Origin of the sequence: Qipengyuania flavescens, from assembly GCF_029688735.1 — a bacterium.
GTDB lineage: Bacteria > Pseudomonadota > Alphaproteobacteria > Sphingomonadales > Sphingomonadaceae > Qipengyuania.
This window is the reverse complement of the sequence record NZ_JARULD010000005.1, coordinates 22,924-44,916: the sequence shown is the minus strand read 5'-3', so window position 1 is coordinate 44,916 and position 21,993 is coordinate 22,924. Positions and strand designations below refer to the sequence as shown.

Annotated in this window: 25 protein-coding genes; 16 read left to right on the top strand and 9 right to left on the bottom strand. The window is 64.5% G+C overall.

The window, feature by feature from the left end; genetic code table 11:
* Positions 1-32 precede the first annotated feature (32 nt).
* Positions 33-1,751, bottom strand: a complete 1,719-nt coding sequence (ggt, locus tag P8R33_RS12920; protein WP_278329377.1) for a gamma-glutamyltransferase — start codon at positions 1,749-1,751, stop codon at positions 33-35.
* A gap of 11 nt (positions 1,752-1,762) precedes the next feature.
* Positions 1,763-2,800, bottom strand: a complete 1,038-nt coding sequence (locus tag P8R33_RS12915; protein WP_278329376.1) for a quinone-dependent dihydroorotate dehydrogenase — start codon at positions 2,798-2,800, stop codon at positions 1,763-1,765.
* A 340-nt stretch (positions 2,801-3,140) separates the two neighbouring features.
* Here P8R33_RS12915 and P8R33_RS12910 point away from each other — a divergent pair, with 340 nt between their 5' ends.
* The 10 genes from P8R33_RS12910 (at position 3,141) to P8R33_RS12865 (ending at position 10,871) form a co-directional block, all read left to right on the top strand.
* On the top strand, positions 3,141-4,055 hold the full coding sequence (locus P8R33_RS12910) for a helix-turn-helix transcriptional regulator (protein ID WP_278329375.1): 915 nt from the start codon (positions 3,141-3,143) through the stop codon (positions 4,053-4,055).
* A 101-nt stretch (positions 4,056-4,156) separates the two neighbouring features.
* Complete coding sequence (locus tag P8R33_RS12905; RefSeq protein ID WP_278329374.1) at positions 4,157-4,567, top strand: SUF system Fe-S cluster assembly regulator; 411 nt, start codon at positions 4,157-4,159, stop codon at positions 4,565-4,567.
* Positions 4,564-6,045 carry a Fe-S cluster assembly protein SufB gene (sufB, locus tag P8R33_RS12900; protein ID WP_278329373.1) on the top strand — a complete coding sequence of 494 codons (1,482 nt, stop codon included), beginning with the start codon at positions 4,564-4,566 and terminating at the stop codon, positions 6,043-6,045. The genes P8R33_RS12905 and sufB overlap by 4 nt, the downstream gene beginning before the upstream one ends.
* Positions 6,046-6,343: 298 nt before the next feature.
* A complete protein-coding gene (locus P8R33_RS12895) occupies positions 6,344-6,883 on the top strand; it encodes an endonuclease domain-containing protein (protein WP_278329372.1) in 540 nt (179 codons plus the stop codon).
* On the top strand, positions 6,884-7,630 hold the full coding sequence (gene sufC, locus P8R33_RS12890) for a Fe-S cluster assembly ATPase SufC (RefSeq protein ID WP_278329371.1): 747 nt from the start codon (positions 6,884-6,886) through the stop codon (positions 7,628-7,630).
* A complete protein-coding gene (locus P8R33_RS12885; protein WP_278329370.1) occupies positions 7,627-8,028 on the top strand; it encodes a hypothetical protein in 402 nt (133 codons plus the stop codon). Before sufC ends, P8R33_RS12885 begins: the two co-directional genes overlap by 4 nt.
* The gene (locus P8R33_RS12880) at positions 8,025-8,783 is read left to right on the top strand and encodes a SufD family Fe-S cluster assembly protein (protein WP_278329368.1); all 759 of its coding nucleotides are present in this window, start codon (positions 8,025-8,027) and stop codon (positions 8,781-8,783) included. The genes P8R33_RS12885 and P8R33_RS12880 overlap by 4 nt, the downstream gene beginning before the upstream one ends.
* Entirely contained in the window at positions 8,780-9,997 is a 1,218-nt protein-coding gene (locus P8R33_RS12875) for a cysteine desulfurase (protein WP_278329367.1), read from the top strand. Before P8R33_RS12880 ends, P8R33_RS12875 begins: the two co-directional genes overlap by 4 nt.
* Entirely contained in the window at positions 9,994-10,512 is a 519-nt protein-coding gene (locus P8R33_RS12870) for an SUF system Fe-S cluster assembly protein (RefSeq protein WP_278329366.1), read from the top strand. Before P8R33_RS12875 ends, P8R33_RS12870 begins: the two co-directional genes overlap by 4 nt.
* Positions 10,512-10,871, top strand: coding sequence for a HesB/IscA family protein (locus P8R33_RS12865; protein WP_278329365.1), 360 nt, complete (start codon positions 10,512-10,514; stop codon positions 10,869-10,871). Before P8R33_RS12870 ends, P8R33_RS12865 begins: the two co-directional genes overlap by 1 nt.
* Before the next feature lie 46 nt (positions 10,872-10,917).
* Here P8R33_RS12865 and P8R33_RS12860 read toward each other — a convergent pair whose 3' ends face one another.
* The 3 genes from P8R33_RS12860 to P8R33_RS12850 form a co-directional block, all read right to left on the bottom strand.
* Positions 10,918-11,847, bottom strand: a complete 930-nt coding sequence (locus P8R33_RS12860; RefSeq protein WP_278329364.1) for a hypothetical protein — start codon at positions 11,845-11,847, stop codon at positions 10,918-10,920.
* A gap of 64 nt (positions 11,848-11,911) precedes the next feature.
* Positions 11,912-12,325 (bottom strand): hypothetical protein, encoded by a 414-nt coding sequence (locus tag P8R33_RS12855; RefSeq protein WP_278329363.1) that lies wholly within the window; start codon positions 12,323-12,325, stop codon positions 11,912-11,914.
* Complete coding sequence (locus P8R33_RS12850) at positions 12,315-13,010, bottom strand: EI24 domain-containing protein (RefSeq protein WP_278329362.1); 696 nt, start codon at positions 13,008-13,010, stop codon at positions 12,315-12,317. The genes P8R33_RS12855 and P8R33_RS12850 overlap by 11 nt, the downstream gene beginning before the upstream one ends.
* Before the next feature lie 112 nt (positions 13,011-13,122).
* Here P8R33_RS12850 and P8R33_RS12845 point away from each other — a divergent pair, with 112 nt between their 5' ends.
* Positions 13,123-14,118 carry an adenosine kinase gene (locus P8R33_RS12845; RefSeq protein WP_278329361.1) on the top strand — a complete coding sequence of 332 codons (996 nt, stop codon included), beginning with the start codon at positions 13,123-13,125 and terminating at the stop codon, positions 14,116-14,118.
* A gap of 794 nt (positions 14,119-14,912) precedes the next feature.
* Here the strand turns inward: P8R33_RS12845 and purD are convergent.
* The gene (gene purD / locus P8R33_RS12840) at positions 14,913-16,190 is read right to left on the bottom strand and encodes a phosphoribosylamine--glycine ligase (RefSeq protein ID WP_278329360.1); all 1,278 of its coding nucleotides are present in this window, start codon (positions 16,188-16,190) and stop codon (positions 14,913-14,915) included.
* On the opposite strand from purD, the gene xseA reads away from it, so the two are divergent.
* Genes xseA through P8R33_RS12820 form a run of 4 tightly spaced genes read left to right on the top strand, consistent with a single transcriptional unit; the run spans position 16,189 to position 19,825 of the window.
* On the top strand, positions 16,189-17,643 hold the full coding sequence (gene xseA, locus P8R33_RS12835) for an exodeoxyribonuclease VII large subunit (protein WP_278329359.1): 1,455 nt from the start codon (positions 16,189-16,191) through the stop codon (positions 17,641-17,643). The two genes, purD and xseA, sit on opposite strands and share 2 nt — an antisense overlap.
* A 24-nt stretch (positions 17,644-17,667) precedes the next feature.
* Positions 17,668-17,877 (top strand): DUF2093 domain-containing protein, encoded by a 210-nt coding sequence (locus P8R33_RS12830; protein ID WP_278329358.1) that lies wholly within the window; start codon positions 17,668-17,670, stop codon positions 17,875-17,877.
* On the top strand, positions 17,874-18,791 hold the full coding sequence (locus P8R33_RS12825; RefSeq protein ID WP_278329357.1) for a M23 family metallopeptidase: 918 nt from the start codon (positions 17,874-17,876) through the stop codon (positions 18,789-18,791). Before P8R33_RS12830 ends, P8R33_RS12825 begins: the two co-directional genes overlap by 4 nt.
* 38 nt (positions 18,792-18,829) lie before the next feature.
* Positions 18,830-19,825: an esterase-like activity of phytase family protein gene (locus P8R33_RS12820; protein ID WP_278329356.1), complete on the top strand. Its 996-nt coding sequence runs from the start codon at positions 18,830-18,832 to the stop codon at positions 19,823-19,825.
* 52 nt (positions 19,826-19,877) lie between these two features.
* Here the strand turns inward: P8R33_RS12820 and rpmB are convergent, their stop codons facing one another.
* Entirely contained in the window at positions 19,878-20,168 is a 291-nt protein-coding gene (gene rpmB / locus P8R33_RS12815) for a 50S ribosomal protein L28 (RefSeq protein ID WP_278329355.1), read from the bottom strand.
* Between the two features lie 161 nt (positions 20,169-20,329).
* Here rpmB and P8R33_RS12810 point away from each other — a divergent pair, with 161 nt between their 5' ends.
* Positions 20,330-20,785, top strand: a complete 456-nt coding sequence (locus tag P8R33_RS12810) for a nucleoside deaminase (RefSeq protein ID WP_278329354.1) — start codon at positions 20,330-20,332, stop codon at positions 20,783-20,785.
* Positions 20,786-20,836: 51 nt separating this feature from the next.
* On the opposite strand, the gene P8R33_RS12805 is transcribed toward P8R33_RS12810, so the two are convergent.
* Together P8R33_RS12805 and P8R33_RS12800 are read right to left on the bottom strand one after the other, a co-directional pair.
* A complete protein-coding gene (locus tag P8R33_RS12805; protein ID WP_278329353.1) occupies positions 20,837-21,568 on the bottom strand; it encodes a ribonuclease T2 family protein in 732 nt (243 codons plus the stop codon).
* Complete coding sequence (locus P8R33_RS12800) at positions 21,540-21,977, bottom strand: hypothetical protein (protein ID WP_278329352.1); 438 nt, start codon at positions 21,975-21,977, stop codon at positions 21,540-21,542. Before P8R33_RS12800 ends, P8R33_RS12805 begins: the two co-directional genes overlap by 29 nt.
* Positions 21,978-21,993 lie beyond the last annotated feature (16 nt).

The window sequence follows — 21,993 nt, the reverse complement described above, 5'->3', positions numbered from 1 at the left end:
GTCCGGCATCGTCACGGCAAGCGGCGGCGCGATCACGGCGTTTCCAGCTGGCCTTCGAGCCGCGGATCGCGGGCGGCATTCCAACCGCTGGCTCCGCGCAGGATTGCGCCTGCCTTGACCGGCGCCTCGCGGATCATGATGTCGCCATGGCCCAGCGCGCGAAAGGCATCGGCCTGTGCTTCGAGCCAAGTGCCCTCTTCCAGCAGCACACGGTCCCCGAAGGCCATCAGGAACGGCAGGCCGAGCGCCTCTTCCGCGCCCAGTCCGAAATCGATCGCCCCGATGATGCTGCGCGCGGTTTGCACCGGGATCGTGCCCCCGCCCGCTGCGCCGACCACCATGAAGGGCTGGCCGGAGGGATCGTAAACGAGACTGGGGGACATCGAGCTGCGCGGTCGCTTGCCCGGTTCGACGCGATTGGCGACCAGCTGCCCGTCCACCTCCGGCGCGCGACTGAAATCGGTGAGCTCGTTATTGAGGAAGAAGCCGCCGACCATCAGGCCCGAACCGAACGGCCCCTCGACGGTCGAGGTATAGCTGACCATGGTCCCCGCATCGTCGACCACCGCGAAGTGCGTGGTGCCCTGCTCTTCGGGCTCGTCGCCGTCGCCAAGCGCCTGCGGTGCGCCCGGCGGCGTACCCGCTGTAACTTCGCCCATGGTGCTGTCGGCGGAAATCAACGACGAGCGCGCTGCGAGGTAGTCCGGATCGACGAGGCCGCGCACCGGGACGGATACGAAATCGCTGTCGGCCGCGTAAAGCTCGCGGTCGGCATAGGCGAGGCGCTGGGATTCGAGGAAGAGGTGCCAGGTGACCGGATTTTCGGCACCCAGCGCGGTCAGGTCGAACCGCTCCAGCTGGCCGAGGATTTGCAGCACGGCGATCCCGCCCGATGTCGGTGGGCCCATCGAGCACACGCGATATCCGCGATAATCGCCGCACAGCGCGTCGCGCTCTTTCGCTTCGTAAGTGGAGACGTCCGCGGCGGTCATCGCGCCAGCTCGCGGCGTGTCCGCGGCGACGGTCGCGGCGATCTCCGCGGCGAGATCGCCGGAATAGAACGCGGATCTGCCCCCTGCGGCAATCGCCTCGAAGGTCCGGGCAAGCGGCTCGTTCACCACCCGCGTTCCGACAGCCCGCGGCTCGCCGGCGGCATCGTAGAACAACGCCCGGCCGCTCTCGCTGAACGCCGCACGGTTCTTGGCGCTCGTCAGCGAATTGTGCATGCGCGGATTGATCTCGAAGCCGTCGCGGGCCAACGCGATCGCCGGTTCGAACAGCTCCGCCCAGGGCAAGCGCCCATGTTCGGCATGCGCCTTCGCCGCCAAAGCGATATTGCCCGGCACGCCGACGCTGAGACCGCTGCGGACCGATTCGATGAACGGCGGCAATTCGCCATCCTCGCCGAAAAACCACTCGGGCGTTGCGCCGGACGGAGCGGTTTCGCGCCCGTCGTAACTGGTCACGCCACCATCGGCAGTGCCACGGACCATGAAGCCGCCTCCCCCGATGCCGGAGCTTTGCGGTTCAACTACAGTGAGTGCGAGCATGGTGGCGATGGCTGCGTCGGTTGCGCTGCCGCCCTTGCGCAGGATGCCTTCGCCTGCCTCCTGCGCGCGTGGATCGGCGGCGCTGACCGCCCAGACAGGCGAAGCAGCGGCTGCACCATCGTCAGGCGCGGAATCGGCGGGATAGGTGGCGCAACCGGCGAGCGGGAGCGCGAGGAGCGAAGCGAGTACGAGGCGGTTCATGCCGCCGCTTGCTATTCGCTTCCGACCGCTTCGGCAATCGAAGCGAAGCCGTCGCGCTGCATCAGCCGCTCCACGCCGCGAAGGATGCGCCGCGGCAGGCCCGGCCCTTCATAGACCATCGCACTGTAGAGCTGCACCAGGCTGGCCCCGGCGCGGATACGCGCCCAAGCATCTTCGGCGCTCGCGATGCCGCCGACTCCAACCAGCGGAAGCACGCCGCCCGTGGCTTTGCGGAAGTCACGCAATCGCTGCTGTGCGAGGTCGCGCAGCGGCTGCCCGGACAGGCCGCCCGTTTCGGCCGCATCGGATGACCGCAGCGCCGGGCGCCGGATGGTCGTATTGGAGACGATTAGTGCGCCGAGCCCCTTGTCCATCGCGATGCGCGCGATCGCGTCGATGTCCGCAGGCTCGAGGTCCGGCGCGACTTTCAGGAACACCGGCGGGCCTTTGCCGCCCCGGGCCTCCAGCACGGCATCGAGCAGGCCATTCAATGCGCCTTCGTCCTGCAACGCGCGCAGACCGGGCGTATTGGGGCTGGAAATGTTGACCGCCAGATAGGATGCCAGCGGGGCCATGATGCGGGTCATATCGGCGTAGTCGGCCGTGCGGTCCTCACTATCCTTGTTCGCGCCGACGTTGATGCCGACGATTCCGGATCGCCCTCGGCGGGCTTCGAGCCTCTTGCGTGCGATCTCCGACCCGGCATTGTTGAAGCCCATCCGGTTGATCACCGCGCGGTCCTCGACCAGGCGGAACAGGCGCGGTTTGGGATTGCCGGCTTGCGGGCGCGGAGTGATCGATCCGACCTCGGTAAACCCGAAACCCAGCCCTAGCAGCTGGTCGGGCACTTCGGCATCCTTGTCGAAGCCGGCTGCCATGCCGAGAGGATTGGGAAAGTCGATCCCGGCAACGCGAATGCCCAGCGCGTTCTCCTGCCCCTTGCTGCCGGCAGCGCGGCTCGGCATAGCTGCCAGTGCCCGGATCGTCAGCCGATGGGCGCGCTCCGGGTCGAGCAGGAAGAGAGCGGGGCGCGCGAGATCGAACAGCATGGCGCGCCTATGGCGAAGGCCCGCAACCTTGTCGAGATTCCGCGCAATGGCCGGTCTCGGGGGCACATATTGCGCGCCATCAATAACGAATTTTGCGATAGTGTCGCTTGCATACAATCAAATGTAACAGACTCGGTCTATCACACTCCTGCGACCCGAAGGGCTCGGAGCAGCATTGCAACGAGTTCTCGACTTCAAGGGGCGGCTCTGTATTGGGGCCGCCCTTTTTTTGTCGACTGTCATACGCGTGTGGCTGGATTGTTTGTTGACAGCGGGTTGCGCTTCGCAGCAATGACGTATTTATACAATTTATCATCGGGGCAAAGCGGCGGGGGCGCAGTTGGCTGACGATTCACCAGACGAAGAGCAGCATCTTTTTCATTTCGTCGCCGCGCCCGACGATCTTTCGCGGTACCTGAACTCCCTGTACGTGTGGCGTTGTGAGGATGCCGACTTGGTCGATGTCCTGCCGGCCTATTCCGGCCAGATGACGACCTTTGTCGAAGGCGTCGGCCGGATGCAGTTCGACGATGGCCAGGTCGGCGAGACAAGCGACGCTTTCTTTCTCGCTCCGCTTTGCCAGGCGCGCGAATTCCATATCAAGGGGCCCGCCAAGATGTTTGGCGTCTCGTTGAATTTCCGGGGCTGGGCAGCGATGACCGGCTTGCCGGTGAACGAACACCACGACTGCTTCCTGGAGCCGGACCGGGTGCTGAGCGAGGATCGCGCAAAAGTGTTCGAAGGTCTGGCGCAGCGCTGGCGCAAGGGCCAACTCGACGACGAGGGCATCCTCGACGCCATGGCCGATGTCGTGCGTCACAGCCTCTCGCGCCTGCCGGAGGCACATCTTAACGTCATCGACCGGACGCTGGAATGGCTGTCTGCCTCCTTCCGCCCCGATCTGGAAGAACTTTACGAGAGCCTGCCCTATTCGCGCCGTCAGGTGCAGCGACTCGTGGCGCAATTCTTCGGACAGTCCCCCGTGCGGCTCGTCCGCCGCTATCGCGCAGTCCGCGCGGCGACGCTCCTTTCGCTCCCCGAGCTTTCGGAGGAAATGGAGGCCGACATCCGCGAGGCCTTTTACGACCAGGCGCACCTCATCAAGGAAATCCGTTTCTTCACCGGGCGGACGCCGAAGCGCCTGTTGCCGGAAGGTAAATCGCCGGTCCACGACATGCTCGGGCCGGAAGGCTACGGCTCGGTCGACCTGTTCGGATCGGGCGAAGCCAAGCAGCTCGGCAAGGAAATCCGCTAGCTGCTAACGACTCGCAACTGGCGGAAATGCGTTGAAAATGCGTGTCTCGACCATTAGTTCGGCAATCGGAACGATTTGGTCCGATTTAATACGAACGAGCTATGCGCCTATCCAATCTTGCAGATTATGCTGTCGTCACGATGTGCGCCGCGTCGCGGCACTGTGGTGGTGAGCGGACGAATGCTGCGGAACTGGCGGGTGAAACAGGATTGCCTCTGCCGACGGTGCAGAAGCTGGTGAGCAAGCTATCCGCAGCCGGGCTGATCCGCTCGACGCGCGGCGCAGGCGGCGGTTTGCAACTGGCCCGCCCGGCAGCAGCAATCAGCGTGGCGGATATCGTCGAGGCCGTCGAGGGGCCGATCGCATTGACCGCCTGCGTCGAAGGCACGGAATGCTCGGTCGAGCATGACTGCTCGGTCAAGCCGCACTGGCCGGTCGTGAACGATGCATTGCGCGGCGCGCTGGCGGCCATCCCGCTGACGCAGCTCGCACGAATGGAAGAAATGGCATGAGCGAAGATATCGATATTCAGGACCGCGAAGCCCGTGAAGCTGCCGAGAAGGCGGCCGAGTACGAACACGGCTGGTCGTCCGACATCGAGACCGAATTTGCCGAGAAGGGCCTGAACGAGGACACCGTCCGGTTCATCTCGGCCAAAAAGGGCGAGCCCGAATGGATGCTCGACTGGCGGCTCAAGGCTTTTCGCCTGTGGCAGGAGATGGAAGAGCCGAACTGGGCGAAGCTCGGCTATCCCGAGATCGATTACCAGGATGCCTATTACTACGCGGCGCCGAAGAAGAAAGTGGAGCTCGATTCGCTCGACGACCTCGATCCCGAGATCAAGCGGGTCTACGACAAGCTCGGCATCCCGCTCGGCGAGCAGGAGGTGCTGGCGGGCGTGAAGGGCGCCAAGAAGGTCGCCGTCGACGCCGTGTTCGACAGCGTCAGCGTCGCCACCAGTTTCCGCGAGGAGTTGAAGCGCGCCGGCGTCATCTTCCTGTCCATCAGCGAGGCGATCCGCGAATATCCGGACCTCGTGAAGAAGTGGCTCGGCAAAGTGGTGCCGCAGCACGACAATTATTTCGCCACGCTCAACAGCGCAGTCTTTTCCGACGGCACCTTCGTCTACGTACCCGAAGGCGTGCGCTGCCCGATGGAGCTCAGCACCTATTTCCGCATCAATGCGGAGAATACCGGTCAGTTCGAACGCACGCTGATCGTGGCCGAAAAGGGCAGCTACGTCAGCTACCTCGAAGGCTGCACGGCCCCCATGCGCGACGAGAACCAGCTGCACGCCGCCGTGGTCGAGCTGGTCGCGATGGAAGATGCCGAGATCAAATACTCGACCGTCCAGAACTGGTATCCGGGCAATTCGGAAGGCGTCGGCGGGATCTACAATTTCGTCACCAAGCGCGCGCTGTGCCAGGGCGCGCGCAGCAAGGTCAGCTGGACGCAGGTCGAAACCGGCAGCGCCGTGACGTGGAAATACCCCAGCTGCGTGCTCAACGGCGAGGATAGCGTGGGCGAGTTCTACTCGGTCGCGGTGACCAATAATTACCAGCAGGCCGATACCGGCACCAAGATGATCCACAACGGCAAGGGCAGCCGCTCGACGATCATCTCCAAGGGCATTTCGGCAGGCAAGAGCGACAATACCTATCGCGGCATGGTGCGCGTGGCAGCCAATGCCGATGGTGTGCGCAACCGCACCGAATGCGACAGCCTGCTGATCGGCGACCAGTGCGGCGCGCACACCGTACCCTATATCGAGGTGAAGAACCCCACCGCCCAGATCGAGCACGAGGCGACCACCAGCAAGATCAGCGACGACCAGCTGTTCTATGCCATGCAGCGCGGCCTCGACGACGAGGAAGCGATGGCGCTGATCGTCAACGGCTTTGCGAAAGAGGTGCTGAAAGAGCTGCCGATGGAATTCGCCGTCGAGGCGCAGAAGCTGCTGGCGATCTCGCTCGAGGGGAGTGTGGGGTGATGCTCGACCCACAAATAATCCAAGCGGCTCACCGGCTTGCCGCGACCAATCGAATGCTCCTACGCCAAAGCAATGAGTGCGGTTGTTTCCACTGTGAATCGATCTTTTCGCCTGCGAGCATCGAAGAGTGGATTGAAGAGACCCAAGGCACTTATTCGGAGGCGCCGGACCCTTTCACCGCCCTTTGTCCTGATTGTGGTATAGATTCGGTACTAGGGGATGCTTGCCCATATCCGGTCACAGATCCCGCCTTTCTTCACGCTATGCGCCTACATTGGTTTGGAGAGGAAGAGGCGGCATGACCGACCGCAAGACCCTCCAGCTCCGCGATCCATCCGAGATCGCCGACGACACTCCCGCGCTCAAGAAGAAGGGCCGCGGGTGGGAGATTTCGGACAAGCGGCTCGACGCGCTGCATGATCGCGCGCGCGATTTGCGGCGACATTCGACCCAGGCGCACAAGGCGCTGGCGAAGAAATTCGCCGAGGCCGACATGGGCCGCTACAAGTTCACCCGCCACGCCGTCGTCGGCAGCGCAATCGTCGATTTCAACTGCCACAACCTCGGCCTCGCCGTGATGATCGACGAGGACGATGCGGACGAGACGCTGGCCAAGCGCCGCGACAAGAGCCTCGAGGCGGTCGACATCCGCGTGATGCGCATTCCCGCCGCAGAAATCCTCGAGAACATGGACGATGTGCTCCAACGCCTCACCATCGCGATGCGCGAGCGGATCGCAGACAAGAAAGCCCGGGCCCGCGCCCACCGCGAGGCCAATCCCAACCAGCACTATTCGCGCCCGAACCGCACCGGCGGACCGCGCAGGAACGACAGGTAAATGCTCGAAATCGAAAACCTCACTGCCGAGATAGACGGCAAGACCATCCTCAACGGCCTTACGCTGACCGTGCCCGCGGGCGAGGTCCATGCGATCATGGGGCCCAATGGCGCGGGCAAGTCCACGCTGTCCTATGTGCTCGGCGGCCGTCCCGGCTACGAAGTGACGGGCGGCAGCGTGCGTTTCGACGGCGAGGATCTGCTCGACATGGAGCCGCACGAACGCGCGGCGGCGGGGCTGTTCCTCGGCTTCCAGTACCCGGTCGAGATTCCCGGCGTGTCCAACGTGCAGTTCCTGCGCGAGGCGCTCAATTCGCAGCGTAAGGCGCGCGGCGAAGAACCGCTGACTGGCGGCGAATTCCTCAAGCTCGCCAAGGAAAAATCCGCGCTGCTCAAGCTCGATCCCGAAATGCTCAAGCGTCACGTCAACGTCGGCTTTTCCGGCGGCGAGAAGAAGCGCGCCGAGATGGTCCAGATGGGCATTCTCGATCCCAAGTTCGCCGTGCTGGACGAAACCGACTCCGGTCTCGACATCGATGCGCTGCGCGTCGTGGGCGAAGGCATCAATTCGATCATGCGCGCCCCGGACAAGGCGGTGCTGCTGATCACGCACTACCAGCGCCTGCTCGAAGTGGTGAAGCCCGACAAGGTCTCGATCCTCTCGCAGGGCCGCATCGTCCAGACCGGCGGGCCGGAGCTGGCCGTGCGGCTCGAGGAAGAGGGCTACGACGCGGTGATGGCGGCATGAGGACGCTTGCGATTGCCCTGATGCTGGCCTTGCCCGACGCAGCTGCGGCGCAGGATGCTGCGCCCGAACCCCAGACCGAGGTCGAAGAACAGATCGTCGTCATCGGCGAGCGGATGCACGAATGGAACGGCGGCCTCGCGAAGGTTGACAGCAAGCTCACCTGCCGCACGAAGAAAAGCAGCGGCGACGAGATGGTCGATGCGATCCGCTGCGGCGCGATGCTGACCTGCATGGGCGAGCTCGCTCCGCAGATCGACGAGGTGATGGCGTCCGACATCGCCCGCAAGGAAAAGCAGGCGCAGGTGCAGGCCATCGCCGAAGGCGCGGTGCCGTGCATGGATGCCTATCACAAGACGGCCGTCATGCGCCTCGCGCAGAGCCGGGCAGGCGAGCTATGAGCGAAGTCGCCGATCTTCCCACCCGCAAGGACGAAGCCTGGCGCTATTCGCGCGTCGAGCGGCTGCAGGGCGTGCCGCTCGACCAATGGCGCACGATAGATGTGCCCGCCGGCGAGAGCTTTCGCGATACGCTGGTCGTGGCCGATGGCGAGGCGACCAAGCCGACCGAATTGCACCGCTGGCGCGTGACCGTGGGCGAGGGCGCGACCTGCGAGCTCTTTGCCGTGCTTGCTTCCGCCGAATTCGCGCGGCTGGAGATCGAGGTCGTGCTGAAGAAAGGCGCGCATTTCGAGCTTGGCGGCATCACGGTCGGCGGGCGGGAAACCGTACGCGAGTTCGTTACGCATGTGACCCATGCCGAACCCGAGGCGACCAGCAATCAGGTCGTCCGGGCGGTTCATTGGGGTCATGGCACGGGCAATTTCCTCGGCCGTATCGACGTTGTGCGCGATGCGCAGAAGACCGACGCGGCGCAGGACTTCAAGGGCTTGCTGCTGGAAAAGGGCGCGAGCGTGAACGCCGTGCCGCAGCTCGAGATCTTTGCCGACGACGTAAAGTGCGCCCACGGCGCCAGCGTCGGCCAATTGGACGAGAATGCGCGCTTCTACATGGCGGCGCGCGGTGTCTCGCCGGAGCTCACAAAGCGCCTGCTCGCGCAGGCCTTCCTCGGCGATGCGCTGGTCAATCTCGACGACGAGGCTTTGCGCGACGAACTGATGGACGTTGCGCTCGCCAAGGTGGACCGGAACCTGTGAACGAGACGGCAACTCTGACGCGCAAAGCGGATTTCCCCGGCCTCGTAACGGGCGACGGCGCGCCGTGGCACTATCTCGACACGGCCGCGACGGCGCAAAAGCCGCATCCGGTGATCGATGCGATGAGCCATGCGCTCGGCCGCGATTATGCGACGGTGCATCGCGGGGTCTATGGTCGCTCGGCCCAGATGACGCTGGGGTACGAAGCCGCCCGCCGCCGGGTCGCAGACTTCATGGGCGCACGGAGCGAGAACGAAGTCGTGTTCGTGCGCGGCGCGACCGAGGCAATCAACCTCGTCGCCGCCAGCTGGGGCATGACGCAGATCGGCGAGGGCGACCGGATCGTCCTGTCCACATTGGAGCATCACTCCAACATCGTGCCCTGGCAGATGGTCGCCGAGCGGACCGGTGCGCAGATCGACGTCTGCCCGCTGACCGAGGACCACCGGATCGACCTTGGCGCGCTCGAGGCGCTGCTGACGCCGCGAACCAAACTGGTTTCTCTTGCGCACGTATCGAATGTTCTGGGTTCCATCCTTGATGCGCGCAAGGCGGCGGACCTTGCGCATTCGGTCGGCGCGAAGATCATGCTCGACGGCTGCCAGGCCGCGCCGCGGATGGCGCTCGACATGGCGGCGCTCGATTGCGATTTCTACGCCTGGTCGGGCCATAAACTCTACGGCCCCACGGGCATCGGCGTGCTGTGGGCGCGCGAGGAGATCCTCGATGCAATGCCCCCATGGCAGGGCGGCGGCGCGATGATCGACAAGGTCACATTCGACACAACCACCTATGCCCCGCCGCCGCAGCGTTTCGAGGCAGGCACGCCGATGATCACCGAGGCGATCGCATTGCATGCGGCGATCGACTATGTCGCCGGGATGGGTCCCGACAGGCTGTTTGCCCACGAGAGCGGCCTCGCGCGGCAATTGCGCGACGAACTCCGCAATCTCAATTCGGTGACGCTGTTCGGACCCGACGAGAGTGCCGGGATCGTCAGTTTTGCAATGGAGGGGGTTCATCCCCACGATCTCGGCACCATATTGGATGAAGAGAATGTCGCGATCCGTGCCGGACACCACTGCGCACAGCCTCTGATGGAGCACCTCGGCGTCCCCGCGACCGCGCGGGCAAGCTTCGGGCTCTACTCGGACGAAAGCGATATCGCCGCCCTGTTGCGCGGCATAGACCGTACCCAAAGGATCTTCGGATGAGCGAAGAAACGAACAACGACCAGGATTTCATTGCGGCTCCCTCGCCGGCTGATGCCGTTGTGGGCAAGCCGCCCGAAAAGCCGAAACGCGCACGCGTCGAGGATGCCGTCGATACGGAGGAGTCTCCCCGCGAAAGCATGGAGCGCAAGCGCGACTATCTCGAAGGTTTCCTGCAGAAGAAGCCGGAAAACGTGCCCGCAGGCGCGCCGGGCGGCGATCTTTACGAGGCCGTCGTTGCCGCGCTGAAAGAGATCTACGACCCCGAGATCCCGGTGAACATCTACGATCTGGGACTGATCTATGGCGTGGATGTGGACGACGAGAGCGACGTAACCGTCACCATGACGCTCACCACGCCGCATTGCCCGGTCGCGGAGACCATGCCGGGCGAGGTCGAACTACGCGCCGCCAGTGTGCCGGGCGTCCGCGATGCCGAGGTCAATCTCGTCTGGGATCCGCCCTGGGGCCCCGAAAAAATGACTGATGAGGCGCGCCTCGAACTGGGGATGCTCTGATGACCGAGACCACTACACGTCCGGCTCCCAAGGCCGCCGTCATCCTCACCGAGCGCGCCGAGCAGCGTGTCGCCGACCTGATGGCGAAAGCGCCCGAGGATGCCATCGGTGTGAAACTCTCGACTCCGCGCCGTGGCTGTTCGGGCCTCGCCTATTCGGTCGATTACGTCACCGAAGAGGCGAAGTTCGACGAGAAGATCGAAACCCCGGGCGGCATCTTCTACATCGACAGCGCAAGCGTGCTCTACCTGATCGGCAGCACGATGGACTGGGTTGAGGACGACTTCACCGCCGGCTTCGTGTTCGACAATCCCAATGCCAAAGGCGCCTGCGGCTGCGGCGAAAGCTTCATGGTCTAGATCGACCGGATATCGGCTACGATTGCACCCAGCCAGTAAGGCCTAGTCAGTCCTCGGCGAGAAAGTCGAGAAGCGCCTGCTCGTATTCGTCGACCTTGCCGTCCGCTTCGATCTTCGCCGCCAGCCAGGCCGATTCGTCGCCGGTGACTTCCTCGGCCTCGGCGACAAGCTCTTCGCGCGCCGGATCATAATCCTTTCGCCCGAAAACGACGCCGAAGGAGTTCGGTGCGGATTTCGCCATGCGGCCGAGAAAGCCGCCGACGCTGGAGGAGGTGTCGGCCATGAAGGCCTGCAACTCGCCGGCCCGCTCGCGGCTGATCTGCGCGTTCTCGGCGCTGTAGCCCTGCAGGTAATTCCCGACACCCTGCACGAACAGCCGCTTCCATTCCGGATCGTTGTCCGCGCCAAGCGTCGCATCTTTCAGGCGGATGAGCATGCTCGCCTCGTTCGGACCGACCGCAGCGGGTCGCTCGCTGGCCGGCGCAAAAATCGCGCGGCGCAGCAGCTTCGCTTCAGTCGCGTTGACATTGCCTGCTTCCAGCGCGCCGCCATCGCGGGTCGGACCTGTGCCTTCGATGACCGCCTTTTCCATCTGCTTCAGCGCATAGTCCTTAAGGGACTGCGCCACGTTCTGCGCCCGCTCGAACACGCGGACCAGCAGTTCCAGCTCGGCCATCGAGCCCAGCTGTCCGTCGGCATCGATCTGGCCCATCAGCCATTGCGCGTTCTCGGCATCGACATAGCCTGCCGGCGCTCGCTGGTTGATCACATATTCGCCTAGTGCCTCGACGAAGAAGTCGACCCATTCGGCGGGCTTGGTCGCCAGCTCGTGATTGAGCGCGAAAATCGCCTCGGCTTCGCCTTGCGAGATGCGCCCGTCCGGCCAAGCCTCGCGCCGCAATGCAAGCACGTCCGCGCCAGTAATCGCGCCGTCCGCGCCGATCTTCTTCGCCAATTCGCCGAAATGCACGCTCATTGCCTGCCCACTTCCCGTAAGTTTCACGTCGCGAGGAAGCTAGCGCGGTTTGCTTAAGACCGGGTTAGCGGCGCAGCGCCTTCACGCAGGCGGCGCGGTCCACGTCCAGCCCGTCGCTGGCCCGACGCGCGTCGACAAAGGTCGCGCTCGGCTCGCCGCGCGGTTCAAGGGGGTAGAGATAGATGTCGAGCACGCAGGCCGGGCCGACGAATTGCAGCTTGCGCGCATCGCCTTCCTTTACCGTCAGGCGGGGCGGGCCGAACAGATTGGCCAGTGCAGTCTCGTTCTTGCCGATCACGCCCTCCAGCCCAGGCAGGTTCATGACGCGGGGGGCGATGAAACCGCCGCTCGAAGGAGCGGTGACGATGTCCTGCGGCGGAGGCTCTGCTCGCGGCTGTTGCGTCGGTGCCGCGGGTCCGCTCGGCGTGGTCGCGCAGGCAGCGAGGAGTGGGAGGACGAGGAGGACGCTACTGCGCATGGTCGATCGGTTTCCGTGTGCTGCGGTGGACCAGATGCGTCGCACTCGCCGCGCCGATAATGGGCGCAAGAAGGTTGATGAAGGGTATTGCCAGCAGGCCGGCGACGACGCCGCCCAGCGCGAAACGGGTCAGGCCGCCGATCGGCTGGACTTCCACTGCGTCACGCCTGTGCCGTAGCCAGACCATGTCCTGCAACTCGCGGCCCAGCAGCAGGGCGTTGACGAACCAGAACACGATCGCAGGGCCGATGGCGGTGAACAGCAGCGCCACGGCGATGGGCGCGGCAAGCAGGTTGAACAGGATGACCCGGCCTGTGGCGCGCAGGCTGTTCAACAGCTCTTCACCGAACGGCACCTTGCGCGCCCCGGCGGCATGGGCGGGATAGTGCTTCGCCTCGACCGCATGAACGACTTCATCGGCGAAGAATTGCAACACGGCCAGCGCGACGATGCGGAACAGCAGCCACGCACCGATCACGAAGATGAGGATCGACAGAACGGCGTAGACCTCGCCGCTCAGGTTAATCCAGCGCGACAGCAGCCACGGCAGGGCCGCATTCAGCGCAAATGCCGCCGCCACGAAGATAGCCAGCGTCACCGCCAAGCTCTTGCCGAGCACGCGCAGGATGGCCGAATCGCCAAGCTGGCCGAGGGCGAGGGACAGGGCGCGGGGCAGCGAAATCATTGCCGTGCCGATTGGGCGGCGGCGGGCATCAAGTCAACGCCGCGCTTGGCCTTCCCCCGATGAACCGCTAACCGCGCCCGACATATCGAAAATCCAGACCACCGGAGTACCCATGACCCAGCCCCGTTACGACGTTATCGCCATCGGCAATGCGATCGTCGACGTGATGTCGCCCTGTAAAGACGATTTGATCGAGGACCTCGGCCTTGCCAAGGGGGGGATGACGCTGGTCGATACCGAGCGGGCAGAGGAACTGTATTCCGCCATGGGGCCGGCCAAGGAGATTTCCGGCGGTTCGGCTGCCAACACGCTCGCCGGGATGAGCGCGCTGGGCGCGCAATGCGCTTTCGTGGGCCAGGTGGCGAAGGACCAGCTGGGCGATGTGTTCAGCCACGATATCCGCGCCGTCGGCATCGATTTCGACACGCCTGCCCGCGACGAAGAGCCGCCGACTGCGCGCTGCCTCATCTTCGTGACTCCCGATGGCGAGCGGACGATGAACACCTTCCTCGGCGCGAGCCAGTTCCTGCCGCCCGAAGCGCTCGACGACGAGCTGATCGCCAGCGCCGGCATCCTCTACCTCGAAGGCTACCTTTGGGACCCCGAGGAACCGCGCAGCGCCATGCGCCACGCGATCGACGTTGCACGCAAGGCCGGGCGCAAGGTCGCCTTTACCGCCAGCGAAAGTTTCGTAATCGACCGCCACGGCGACGATTTCCGCGCGCTGATCGAGGAAGGGCAGATCGACATCCTGTTCGTCAACGAACACGAGCTCGCCTCGCTGACCGGCGAGAGCGATTTCGACGCCGGCCTCGCCGCGCTGGAGGGCAAGGTCCCGGTGATCGTTGCCACCCGCAGCGCCAAAGGAGCCGTAGCCATCGCCGACGGTACCCGCGCCGAAGTGGCTGCCGAGCCGGTCGAGAAGGTGGTCGACACCACCGGCGCAGGCGACCTCTTCGCTGCGGGCTTCCTCACCGGCCACGCGCGCGGCGAGGACCTCGAAACCTGCCTCCGCATGGGCGCAATCTGTGCGGCTGAGATCATCAGCCATTACGGCGCGCGGAGCGAAGCAGATCTGAAGGCACTGGTGAGCCAGAAGCTGGGCTAGGTCCGTTTTTCGACGTCACCCCGTGACGGCCTGGTGTGCGAAACGCAAGTTGACGAAACACATTACCGCGGCCCCCGGTATATTTATAAGGACGCATTCCGAAAATGCAAAAGCCCCGCTCGTTCGGCGGGGCTTTTTGCGTTGGGAGTGAGCATGATTTCAAAGAGCATCCCGATCATACCGTACTGGCTCACCTGTAGGAAAGAGCGGAAGGTGGCGTCCTTGAGATTGACCGCTATCCTACAAAAAGCAGCCAAAATCTGTCATTTCGCTTACGGCCCGATTGCTGACGTTCTGTGAACCTGCAAATGTCCTGAAAGCTTGATTTTATAGATCGGATTGGAATGCACCTACCTCCACCACAACCTGACGAACCGGAATGGCTTGTGACACAGAGGGCAAACAAAGCCGCTGAACGTCAGTTCGGATTGGCGTTTGCTCCGGCGCAGGCTGCATTGGGCGCTACTCTAGTCCCGTTGTTCTTCGTTGAACCCCGCTCGATTTCAACAAGCTTCCTCCTTCTCGGAGTTGCAGCCTATGGCGCTGCAATCTTTGCCTTCAGTTTCAGGATTGTCAGACCACGGACTACGGCAAAAACCGTGGGCCGCTACGTAGTGAACTATGTCGTAATAGCTTGGGGCGTATTTGCACTGTTCGCGCTTTTCGGCATGACAATCTCACTCTTTGTCTGATTTTTTCTGCATTACTCGGATGTCCGCTTTCCACCCACTTCCGGTTTATCCGTTCTATCTTCCCCGCAACCCAAGAGCGGCCCCAAAGCCGCTCGACACGCCTCACCCATGCTGCTCGCGCCGCACTTCCCTCTGGCCGATGTCGCGGCGGCAGAAGCCGTCCGGAAAGTCGATCGCGTCGACTGCGGCATAGGCGGCGCGCTGCGCTTCGGTCGCGCTTGCGCCGGTGGCCGTGACGTTGAGAACGCGGCCGCCGCTCGACACCAGCTTGCTGCCCTCCATCGCGGTGCCGGCGTGGAAGACCTTGGCACTGCCGGCCTCCGCCTGCCCCAGATCGATCGTCCCGCCTTTCTTCGGCGTGCCGGGATAGCCCTCTGCCGCCATCACGACGGTCAGCGCGAAATCGTCCGACAGCGCGGGCGTGGCGACCTCGGCCAGCGTGCCGCGCGCGCAGGCCTGCATCAGCTCGACGAGGTCGCTTTCCAGCCGCATCATCAGCACCTGGCATTCGGGATCGCCGAAGCGCGCATTGTATTCGATCAGTTGCGGGCCGTCCCTGGTCAGCATCAATCCGGCATAGAGCACGCCCGAATAGGGCGTGCCCTCGGCGGCCATGGTGCGCACTGTCGGCTCCACGATCTCGCGCATGACCTGCGCCTGAAGTTCATCGGTCAACACCGGGGCGGGGGAATATGCGCCCATACCGCCAGTGTTGGGGCCGCGATCGCCTTCGCCCACCCGCTTGTGGTCCTGCGCGGTGCCGATGGGGAGGATGGTCTCGCCGTCTGTCAGGGCGAAAAAGCTCGCCTCCTCGCCCATCAGGAACTGCTCGATCACGACCTCGCTGCCCGCGCTGCCGAACTTGCCGTCGAACATTTCGTTCAGCGCTTCCTGCGCTTCCTCATAGGTCTCGGCGATCACCACGCCCTTGCCCGCGGCCAGCCCGTCGGCCTTGAGCACGAAGGGCGGCTTGAACCGTTTCAGCGCGCCCCACGCCGCCTCCAGCGAGGTACAGCGCTCGTATCGCGCAGTGGGGATGTTTGCGCGCTGGCACAGCTCCTTGGTGAAACCCTTGCTGCCCTCGAGCTGCGCCGCCTGCTGCGAAGGGCCGAAGGTATCGATGCCCGCGGCGCGCAGCGAATCAGCGAGGCCGTCGACCAGCGGAGCCTCCGGGCCGATCACAACCAGGCCGATGTCGTTCTCTCGCGCGAAAGCGATGACTACCTCGTGGTCGGTGGCATCCAGCGTGACGCAGCTCGCCTCCTGTGCGATGCCGGGATTGCCCGGTGCCGCCCACAGCTTGTCGCACAGCGGCGATTGCGCCAGTTTCCAAGCCAGCGCATGTTCGCGCCCGCCCGACCCGAGCAACAGGATATTCATGGCTTCCGATTTCCCACCAGATACTGACGATGCGAACTTGGTAGCGAAGGGCCGCGCGGGCGACAACGCCGAGCCGCTGACGGTGAGCGAAATATCGAATGCGCTGAAGCGCACGGTGGAGGACCGCTTCGGCTTCGTGCGCCTGCGCGGCGAACTGTCGGGCGTGAAGCGCGCGGCGAGCGGGCATATGTATTGCGCGCTCAAGGATGAGAAGGCCGTGCTCGACGGGGTGATGTGGCGCGGCAATGCAGGCCGCTTGCCGTTCAATCCGGAAGACGGGCTGGAAGTGGTCGCGAGCGGGAAGCTGACGACCTATCCCGGCCGCTCCAAATACCAGATCGTGATCGAGCGCATGGAACTGGCGGGCGAGGGCGCGCTGCTGGCGCTGCTCGAGAAGACCCGCGCGCGATTGCAGGCGGAAGGGCTGTTCGACAGCGAGCGCAAGCAGGCGCTGCCCTTCCTGCCGCGCACCGTCGGCGTCGTGACCTCCCCCACCGGCGCGGTGATCCGCGACATCCTCCACCGGTTGGCGGACCGCTTTCCCAGCCGCGTGATCGTCTGGCCGGTGCTGGTGCAGGGGCAGGGCGCGGCGGAGCAGGTGGCAGGCGCGGTGCGCGGCTTTTCCGCTATGCCGGAAGACCATCCCGACCGTCCGGACCTCGTTATCGTTGCGCGTGGCGGCGGTTCGATCGAGGATCTGTGGAGCTTCAACGAGGAAGCGGTGGTCCGCGCCATCGCCGACTGCCCGATCCCCACGATCTGCGCGGTGGGGCATGAGACCGACACCACACTGGCCGACTATGCGGCCGACCGCCGCGCGCCGACGCCGACCGCCGCCGCCGAAATGGCGGTGCCGGTGCGCGCCGAGCTTGCCGCGGTGCTGGCGGATTTCGAGGCGCGCAAGAAACGTGCGATCCTGCGCCCGGTCCAGGTGGGCCGCGAGCGGCTGGAGGCGCGCGTGCAACGCCTGCCGAAGCGCGAGGCATTGCTACAACCGCAGGCACAAAAGCTCGACGATTTGGCCGCGCGATTGCAGCAGGGGCTGCGCGATCGCGCCACCAGGGGGCGGGAGCGGCTGGGCGAATTGCGGCTTTCGCCTGCCTTGGTGACAGGTCGGCTGCGCGAGGCGCGCGGGCGGCTCGATAGCATCCGCCTGGCGCGCACATTGATCGAACGGCCTTTATCGGAGCGGCGTGAGCGCCTCGCATCGCTGGTGCGACTTGCCGAGCAGTTGCACCCCGACCGGCCTCTGCAGCGCGGATATGTCCGCGTGATCGGGTCGAGCGGTACGGTGACCGACCGGGCGGAGGCTGCGAAGGAGGCGGCACTGACGCTCAAGTTCCGCGATGGCGAGTTGGAGGTAACGACCGGCAATGCACCGGTCGCGCCGAAACCGAAGCGAACGCCCTCTGCCACCGGAACACCGCCCAGGCAGGATGATTTGTTCGGTTAAGGTGGACCTGCTAGGATTTACGCCATGCTGATGAACAAGAATTCCTCGCCGTCGAACGGCGAAGCCAAACTGCAATACGGGCCGAGCGGGTTTCGCGTGCTGCGCCCCGGCCAGCACGTGATCTGCGCCATGAGCGGCGTGCCGATCCCGCTGGACGAATTGCGCTACTGGTCGGTGGAGCACCAAGAGCCTTATGCGAGTCCCCAGCTCGCCACCGAGCGGCTGAAGCCGTGAGTTTCGCACGGGTCGCGCCGTTAGTCCTGATTACTGCCGGTTGTGTATCGCAGCCAGATCCTTCGGAAAGCGTTCAGCCTGCAGGGCCGACGGAGGTCGTCCAGCCTGTTCGCACGCCGACTCCCGCACCTAGTCCGACCCCGTCCGAGCCGACCCGTCCGGCCACGTTCAGCTTCGATGGAGAACTGACGCAAGGCGGCTGGATCCGTGGCACTGCGCCGGGCGGCGCGACGAAATTGCAGCTCGGTGAGGAAGAGGTGGCATTCGATGACGAGGGTCGTTTCTTCGCCGCGTTCGACCGCGATGCGGGCGCCTCGGCAGAACTCGTCGCGACGCTGGCGGATGGCCGCACGATCCGCAGTCCGCTCACCATCGCTCCGCGCGACTGGAATATCGAGCGCGTGAATGTCGCGCGACGAGCCGGGGGCGCTTCGGAAAGCTTCATGCAGCGCCGCCGCCCGGAACTCGCCGCGATCTGGGATGCCCGACAGGAGCGTACCGGTGCCGAAGGTTGGCGGCAGGATTTTATCTGGCCGGTCAGCGGGCGCATTCCGGGCCGCTTCGGATCGCAGCGCATCTACCGCGGCGAGCCGGGGAGCTATCACTCGGGCCTCGATATCGCGGGCGGCGCAGGCACGACCTATGTCGCCCCGGCGGACGGCATAGTAACGCTAGCCGAGCGCGATTTCAGTCTCGAGGGTCAGCTGCTCATCATCGATCATGGACAGGGCCTCAACAGCGCCTTCCTCCATTCTTCGGAGCTGCTCGTGCGCGATGGCCAGGCTGTAAAGCAGGGCCAGCCGCTCGGCCGCATCGGAGCCTCGGGTCGCGCCACAGGGCCGCATCTCCACTGGAGCATCAAGTGGAAGAATGCGCGGCTCGACCCGCTGCTCTTCCTCGGGCCGATGCCCTGATCCGAACTGCGGCTGCCCGATGACGGACGCTTTCTGACATGCGCCCCGTACGGCTCGCGCTCGCGCTGCTGGTTGTGGCAGCACTTGCGCCTGGCACCTTCGTGCACTCGCCGCCCAAACCGAAGGTGCGCAACCCCACGGTGGCCATCGCGCCCCTGACAATCGAGCAGGGCCGTTTCGGGCCGCTGGTGCTCGACGGGGGCTGGACCCTGCATGGCTTTCGCAACATGTTCGGCGGCTATTCCGCGCTCGTTTCCCTGCCCGACGACAGGCTCATGGCAGCCAGCGATACCGGCCGCCGCCTTATCTTCAGCCGTCCGGATCGAAGAGGGCCCTCTCCGGATCTGCTTTGGTTCGGGACGGCGAGCGATACCGACAAGATCCTGGCGGACCTCGAATCGCTTACGCGTGATCCTGAAAGCGGGACCTTTTGGGGCGCATACGAGGGCACGAACTCCATTCGCCGGTTCGGACCGGAGCTGGATGTTCAGGGGACTGTCGAACCGGCACTAATTGCTAATTGGGGCGACAATACCGGTGCAGAGGCGTTCGTCCGTTTGAGCGACGGTCGCTTCCTGGCGATCGAGGAAGACCCGGAAAGCTGGGGTGACGAGATCCACCGAGCAGTGGTCTTCGAGGACGATCCGGTGGCCGGGGCGAGCGGCGCGCCGCTCCGCGTGATCGTACCGGACGGATATAGCCCGGTCGATATGGCGGTACTCGACGAGAACCGTATTCTCGTGCTGTTGAGGCGACTGGTTTTTGCGATCCCGCCCGCATTCGATACGGCCTTCGCGATCCTCGACACGGACGAGATTGCCCCCGGAAACACCGTCGAACTACGACTTATTGCCGAAACCGGAGACGATATTCCCAAGGAGAACTACGAAGGCCTAGCCGTGACCGAAAATTCTGAGGGCCGGCACATTTGGATCATTTCGGACGATAATATGATGCGTTACCAGCGCACCCTTCTGCTCCGCTTTCGCTGGGACGAACCGGAGAGGTTCCCACAACAAAAAGCGCGCAAGTGACCCCGCGCGCCCTTTCGTCTGCTCGTCAGGAGTAGCGCCGCAGCGCTCGTCCTTAAGCGGCTTCGGCGTTCGCCTTCTTCAGCTCGCGCTTCACCTTGAGCGCGTTGGCCGAAAGCTTCTCGTCCTTGGTCTTCAGCAGCCAGTTGTCAAGGCCACCATTGTGTTCGACCGAGCGCAAGCCCTGGGTCGAGACGCGGAACTTGAAGCTGCGATCGAGCTTTTCGCTCATCAGCGTGACGTTCTGCAGGTTCGGCAGGAAGACCTTCTTGGTCTTGTTGTTGGCGTGGCTCACATTGTGGCCGACCTGGCGACCCTTGCCGGTGAGTTCGCAAATGCGCGACATGATACGTCTCTCGTTCGATTCGAATGGTTGGGCGCGTTCCCTTGCCCGCGCGAGGCGGATGCGGGGTTCGTTTATCCCGGAAAGCGGCGCGCATAGCGGCGGGGGTGCGAATCGTCAAGCACGTTGCGCCGCCCTTACGCGGGGGCTAGCGAGGCCTCGATATGCCCGCCTGGACCCTCCCGCAACCCATGCAACGCGCGCTCGAACTGGCCGAAGCCAGCGCGGCGGCGGGCGAGGTGCCGGTGGGGGCGGTTGTGACGCGCCATGGCGAGGTAATCGCAGAGGCGCACAACGCGCCGCGCCAGACGCACGACCCCACCGCCCACGCGGAAATCCTCGCCATCCGCCGCGCCGCAGAGGCACTGGGCGACGAACGCCTGACCGACTGCGATTTGTGGGTTACGCTGGAGCCCTGCGCCATGTGCGCCGGCGCCATCGTCCATGCGCGCATCGCAAAGCTCTACTACGCCGCAAGCGACCCGAAGGGCGGCGCAGTCGAGCACGGAGCGCGAGTTTTCGAACAGAAGCAGTGCCTTCACAGGCCTGAAGTCTACTCCAGCATGGGAGAGGCGCGCGCAGCGGAGCTGATGCGCGAGTTTTTTAGGGCGCGGCGCTGAGCGAGGGCCCACGGAGGGCGACCGATATATTTGGGTTTGGTGAGGGGGATCTCACAAACCCCGCCAGATTTTCACCCGCACCGCATCTCGCGCGCCGAATCGTGCCCGGTCGCAAGTCTTGGGCATGAAGCGCTTGTCGTAGCAGAGGCGCAGTTCCTGCAGCCAGCCGCGGGAATTGAGCTTCACGCCTACTGCCGCGCGGGTCCAGCCGGGGTTTGCGTCGACGAAGCGTGTGCGGATCGTGCTGGCCTTCAGGTCGTCCTCGCGGCTGATGCGGTCGAAGTCCGGCCAGCGCAGGCCGTTCCACAGAATGCGGGTCACCTTGAAATAGGTCGCCGGGCGGCGCGTCATGCAGCTGCCGTGCTTCGCCCATTGCCGGGCGAGCAGGCTGGCGGAGGGCGAGAGGCACATGTTCGGGCGCAAATCTCGCGCGGTCAGCAGTCGCTGCGATCCGCACCATTGCGGCCATGTCCGTCCGCTCTCCGGCCACAATCCGTGCACCACCATGCCGAAGCGGCCCGCGCGGTGCGAGCATTGGCGGGCATGGCGCGCCTGCCCCTCGCGGCCCTTGCAGAACTCCGGACTCCATCTGACCGCCAGCGTGTAGCCGGTCACCGGCAGTCTGCGCGGCGGAGCATCCGGCGTAATTGCGGGGACGCTAAGTTGAGCGGGAAGACGGCACTGGTAGGATTGAGCAAGCGCCGGGCTGGCGATACTGCCCAGACCCAGCGCAGCAATTGCAGCGCGGGCGAGGCTAGACCTGATCGGAAACCTGCCCGTCATCCTTGCCGAACCATGCCCTAGCATCCGCTCTGAACAGGAAAGACACGGCGATGGCCGCGCTCGCCACGGCAGCGATGTCGGCGATGAGGCCGAGACCCATGGCAGTATTGGCGATCCGCATGCCAACCGAATAGGTGGCATAGGCGATCAGGAGGGCCAGCACCCAACGGGCAGCGCCAAGGCGCGAGAGCACGATGGCGGCCCAGAAGATCAGCGCCAGCACGAGGAACATCGCCACCGAGGAGAACAGCAGAACAAGACCCATACCCCGCGAACTTGCGCCGGATTCGTCGATGACAGCGTCGGTATAGGTAGACATGTCCGACCAGCCGAGCGCCGTCGACACGATGCTGAGCACGACCGCGAGGAAGTACCACCCCTCGAACCGGCTGATCGACCTTGGCTTCAATGTTCTCTCCCCACCC

Coding starts and splice junctions, on each gene's coding strand:
- ggt (WP_278329377.1), bottom strand. CDS start 1,751: ATGAACCGCCTCGTACTCGCTTCGCTCCTCGCGCTCCCGCTCGCCGGT.
- P8R33_RS12915 (WP_278329376.1), bottom strand. CDS start 2,800: ATGCTGTTCGATCTCGCGCGCCCCGCTCTCTTCCTGCTCGACCCGGAG.
- P8R33_RS12905 (WP_278329374.1), top strand. CDS start 4,157: ATGCGCCTATCCAATCTTGCAGATTATGCTGTCGTCACGATGTGCGCC.
- sufB (WP_278329373.1), top strand. CDS start 4,564: ATGAGCGAAGATATCGATATTCAGGACCGCGAAGCCCGTGAAGCTGCC.
- P8R33_RS12895 (WP_278329372.1), top strand. CDS start 6,344: ATGACCGACCGCAAGACCCTCCAGCTCCGCGATCCATCCGAGATCGCC.
- sufC (WP_278329371.1), top strand. CDS start 6,884: ATGCTCGAAATCGAAAACCTCACTGCCGAGATAGACGGCAAGACCATC.
- P8R33_RS12885 (WP_278329370.1), top strand. CDS start 7,627: ATGAGGACGCTTGCGATTGCCCTGATGCTGGCCTTGCCCGACGCAGCT.
- P8R33_RS12880 (WP_278329368.1), top strand. CDS start 8,025: ATGAGCGAAGTCGCCGATCTTCCCACCCGCAAGGACGAAGCCTGGCGC.
- P8R33_RS12870 (WP_278329366.1), top strand. CDS start 9,994: ATGAGCGAAGAAACGAACAACGACCAGGATTTCATTGCGGCTCCCTCG.
- P8R33_RS12865 (WP_278329365.1), top strand. CDS start 10,512: ATGACCGAGACCACTACACGTCCGGCTCCCAAGGCCGCCGTCATCCTC.
- P8R33_RS12860 (WP_278329364.1), bottom strand. CDS start 11,847: ATGAGCGTGCATTTCGGCGAATTGGCGAAGAAGATCGGCGCGGACGGC.
- P8R33_RS12855 (WP_278329363.1), bottom strand. CDS start 12,325: ATGCGCAGTAGCGTCCTCCTCGTCCTCCCACTCCTCGCTGCCTGCGCG.
- P8R33_RS12850 (WP_278329362.1), bottom strand. CDS start 13,010: ATGATTTCGCTGCCCCGCGCCCTGTCCCTCGCCCTCGGCCAGCTTGGC.
- P8R33_RS12845 (WP_278329361.1), top strand. CDS start 13,123: ATGACCCAGCCCCGTTACGACGTTATCGCCATCGGCAATGCGATCGTC.
- xseA (WP_278329359.1), top strand. CDS start 16,189: ATGGCTTCCGATTTCCCACCAGATACTGACGATGCGAACTTGGTAGCG.
- purD (WP_278329360.1), bottom strand. CDS start 16,190: ATGAATATCCTGTTGCTCGGGTCGGGCGGGCGCGAACATGCGCTGGCT.
- P8R33_RS12830 (WP_278329358.1), top strand. CDS start 17,668: ATGCTGATGAACAAGAATTCCTCGCCGTCGAACGGCGAAGCCAAACTG.
- P8R33_RS12820 (WP_278329356.1), top strand. CDS start 18,830: ATGCGCCCCGTACGGCTCGCGCTCGCGCTGCTGGTTGTGGCAGCACTT.
- rpmB (WP_278329355.1), bottom strand. CDS start 20,168: ATGTCGCGCATTTGCGAACTCACCGGCAAGGGTCGCCAGGTCGGCCAC.
- P8R33_RS12810 (WP_278329354.1), top strand. CDS start 20,330: ATGCCCGCCTGGACCCTCCCGCAACCCATGCAACGCGCGCTCGAACTG.
- P8R33_RS12805 (WP_278329353.1), bottom strand. CDS start 21,568: ATGACGGGCAGGTTTCCGATCAGGTCTAGCCTCGCCCGCGCTGCAATT.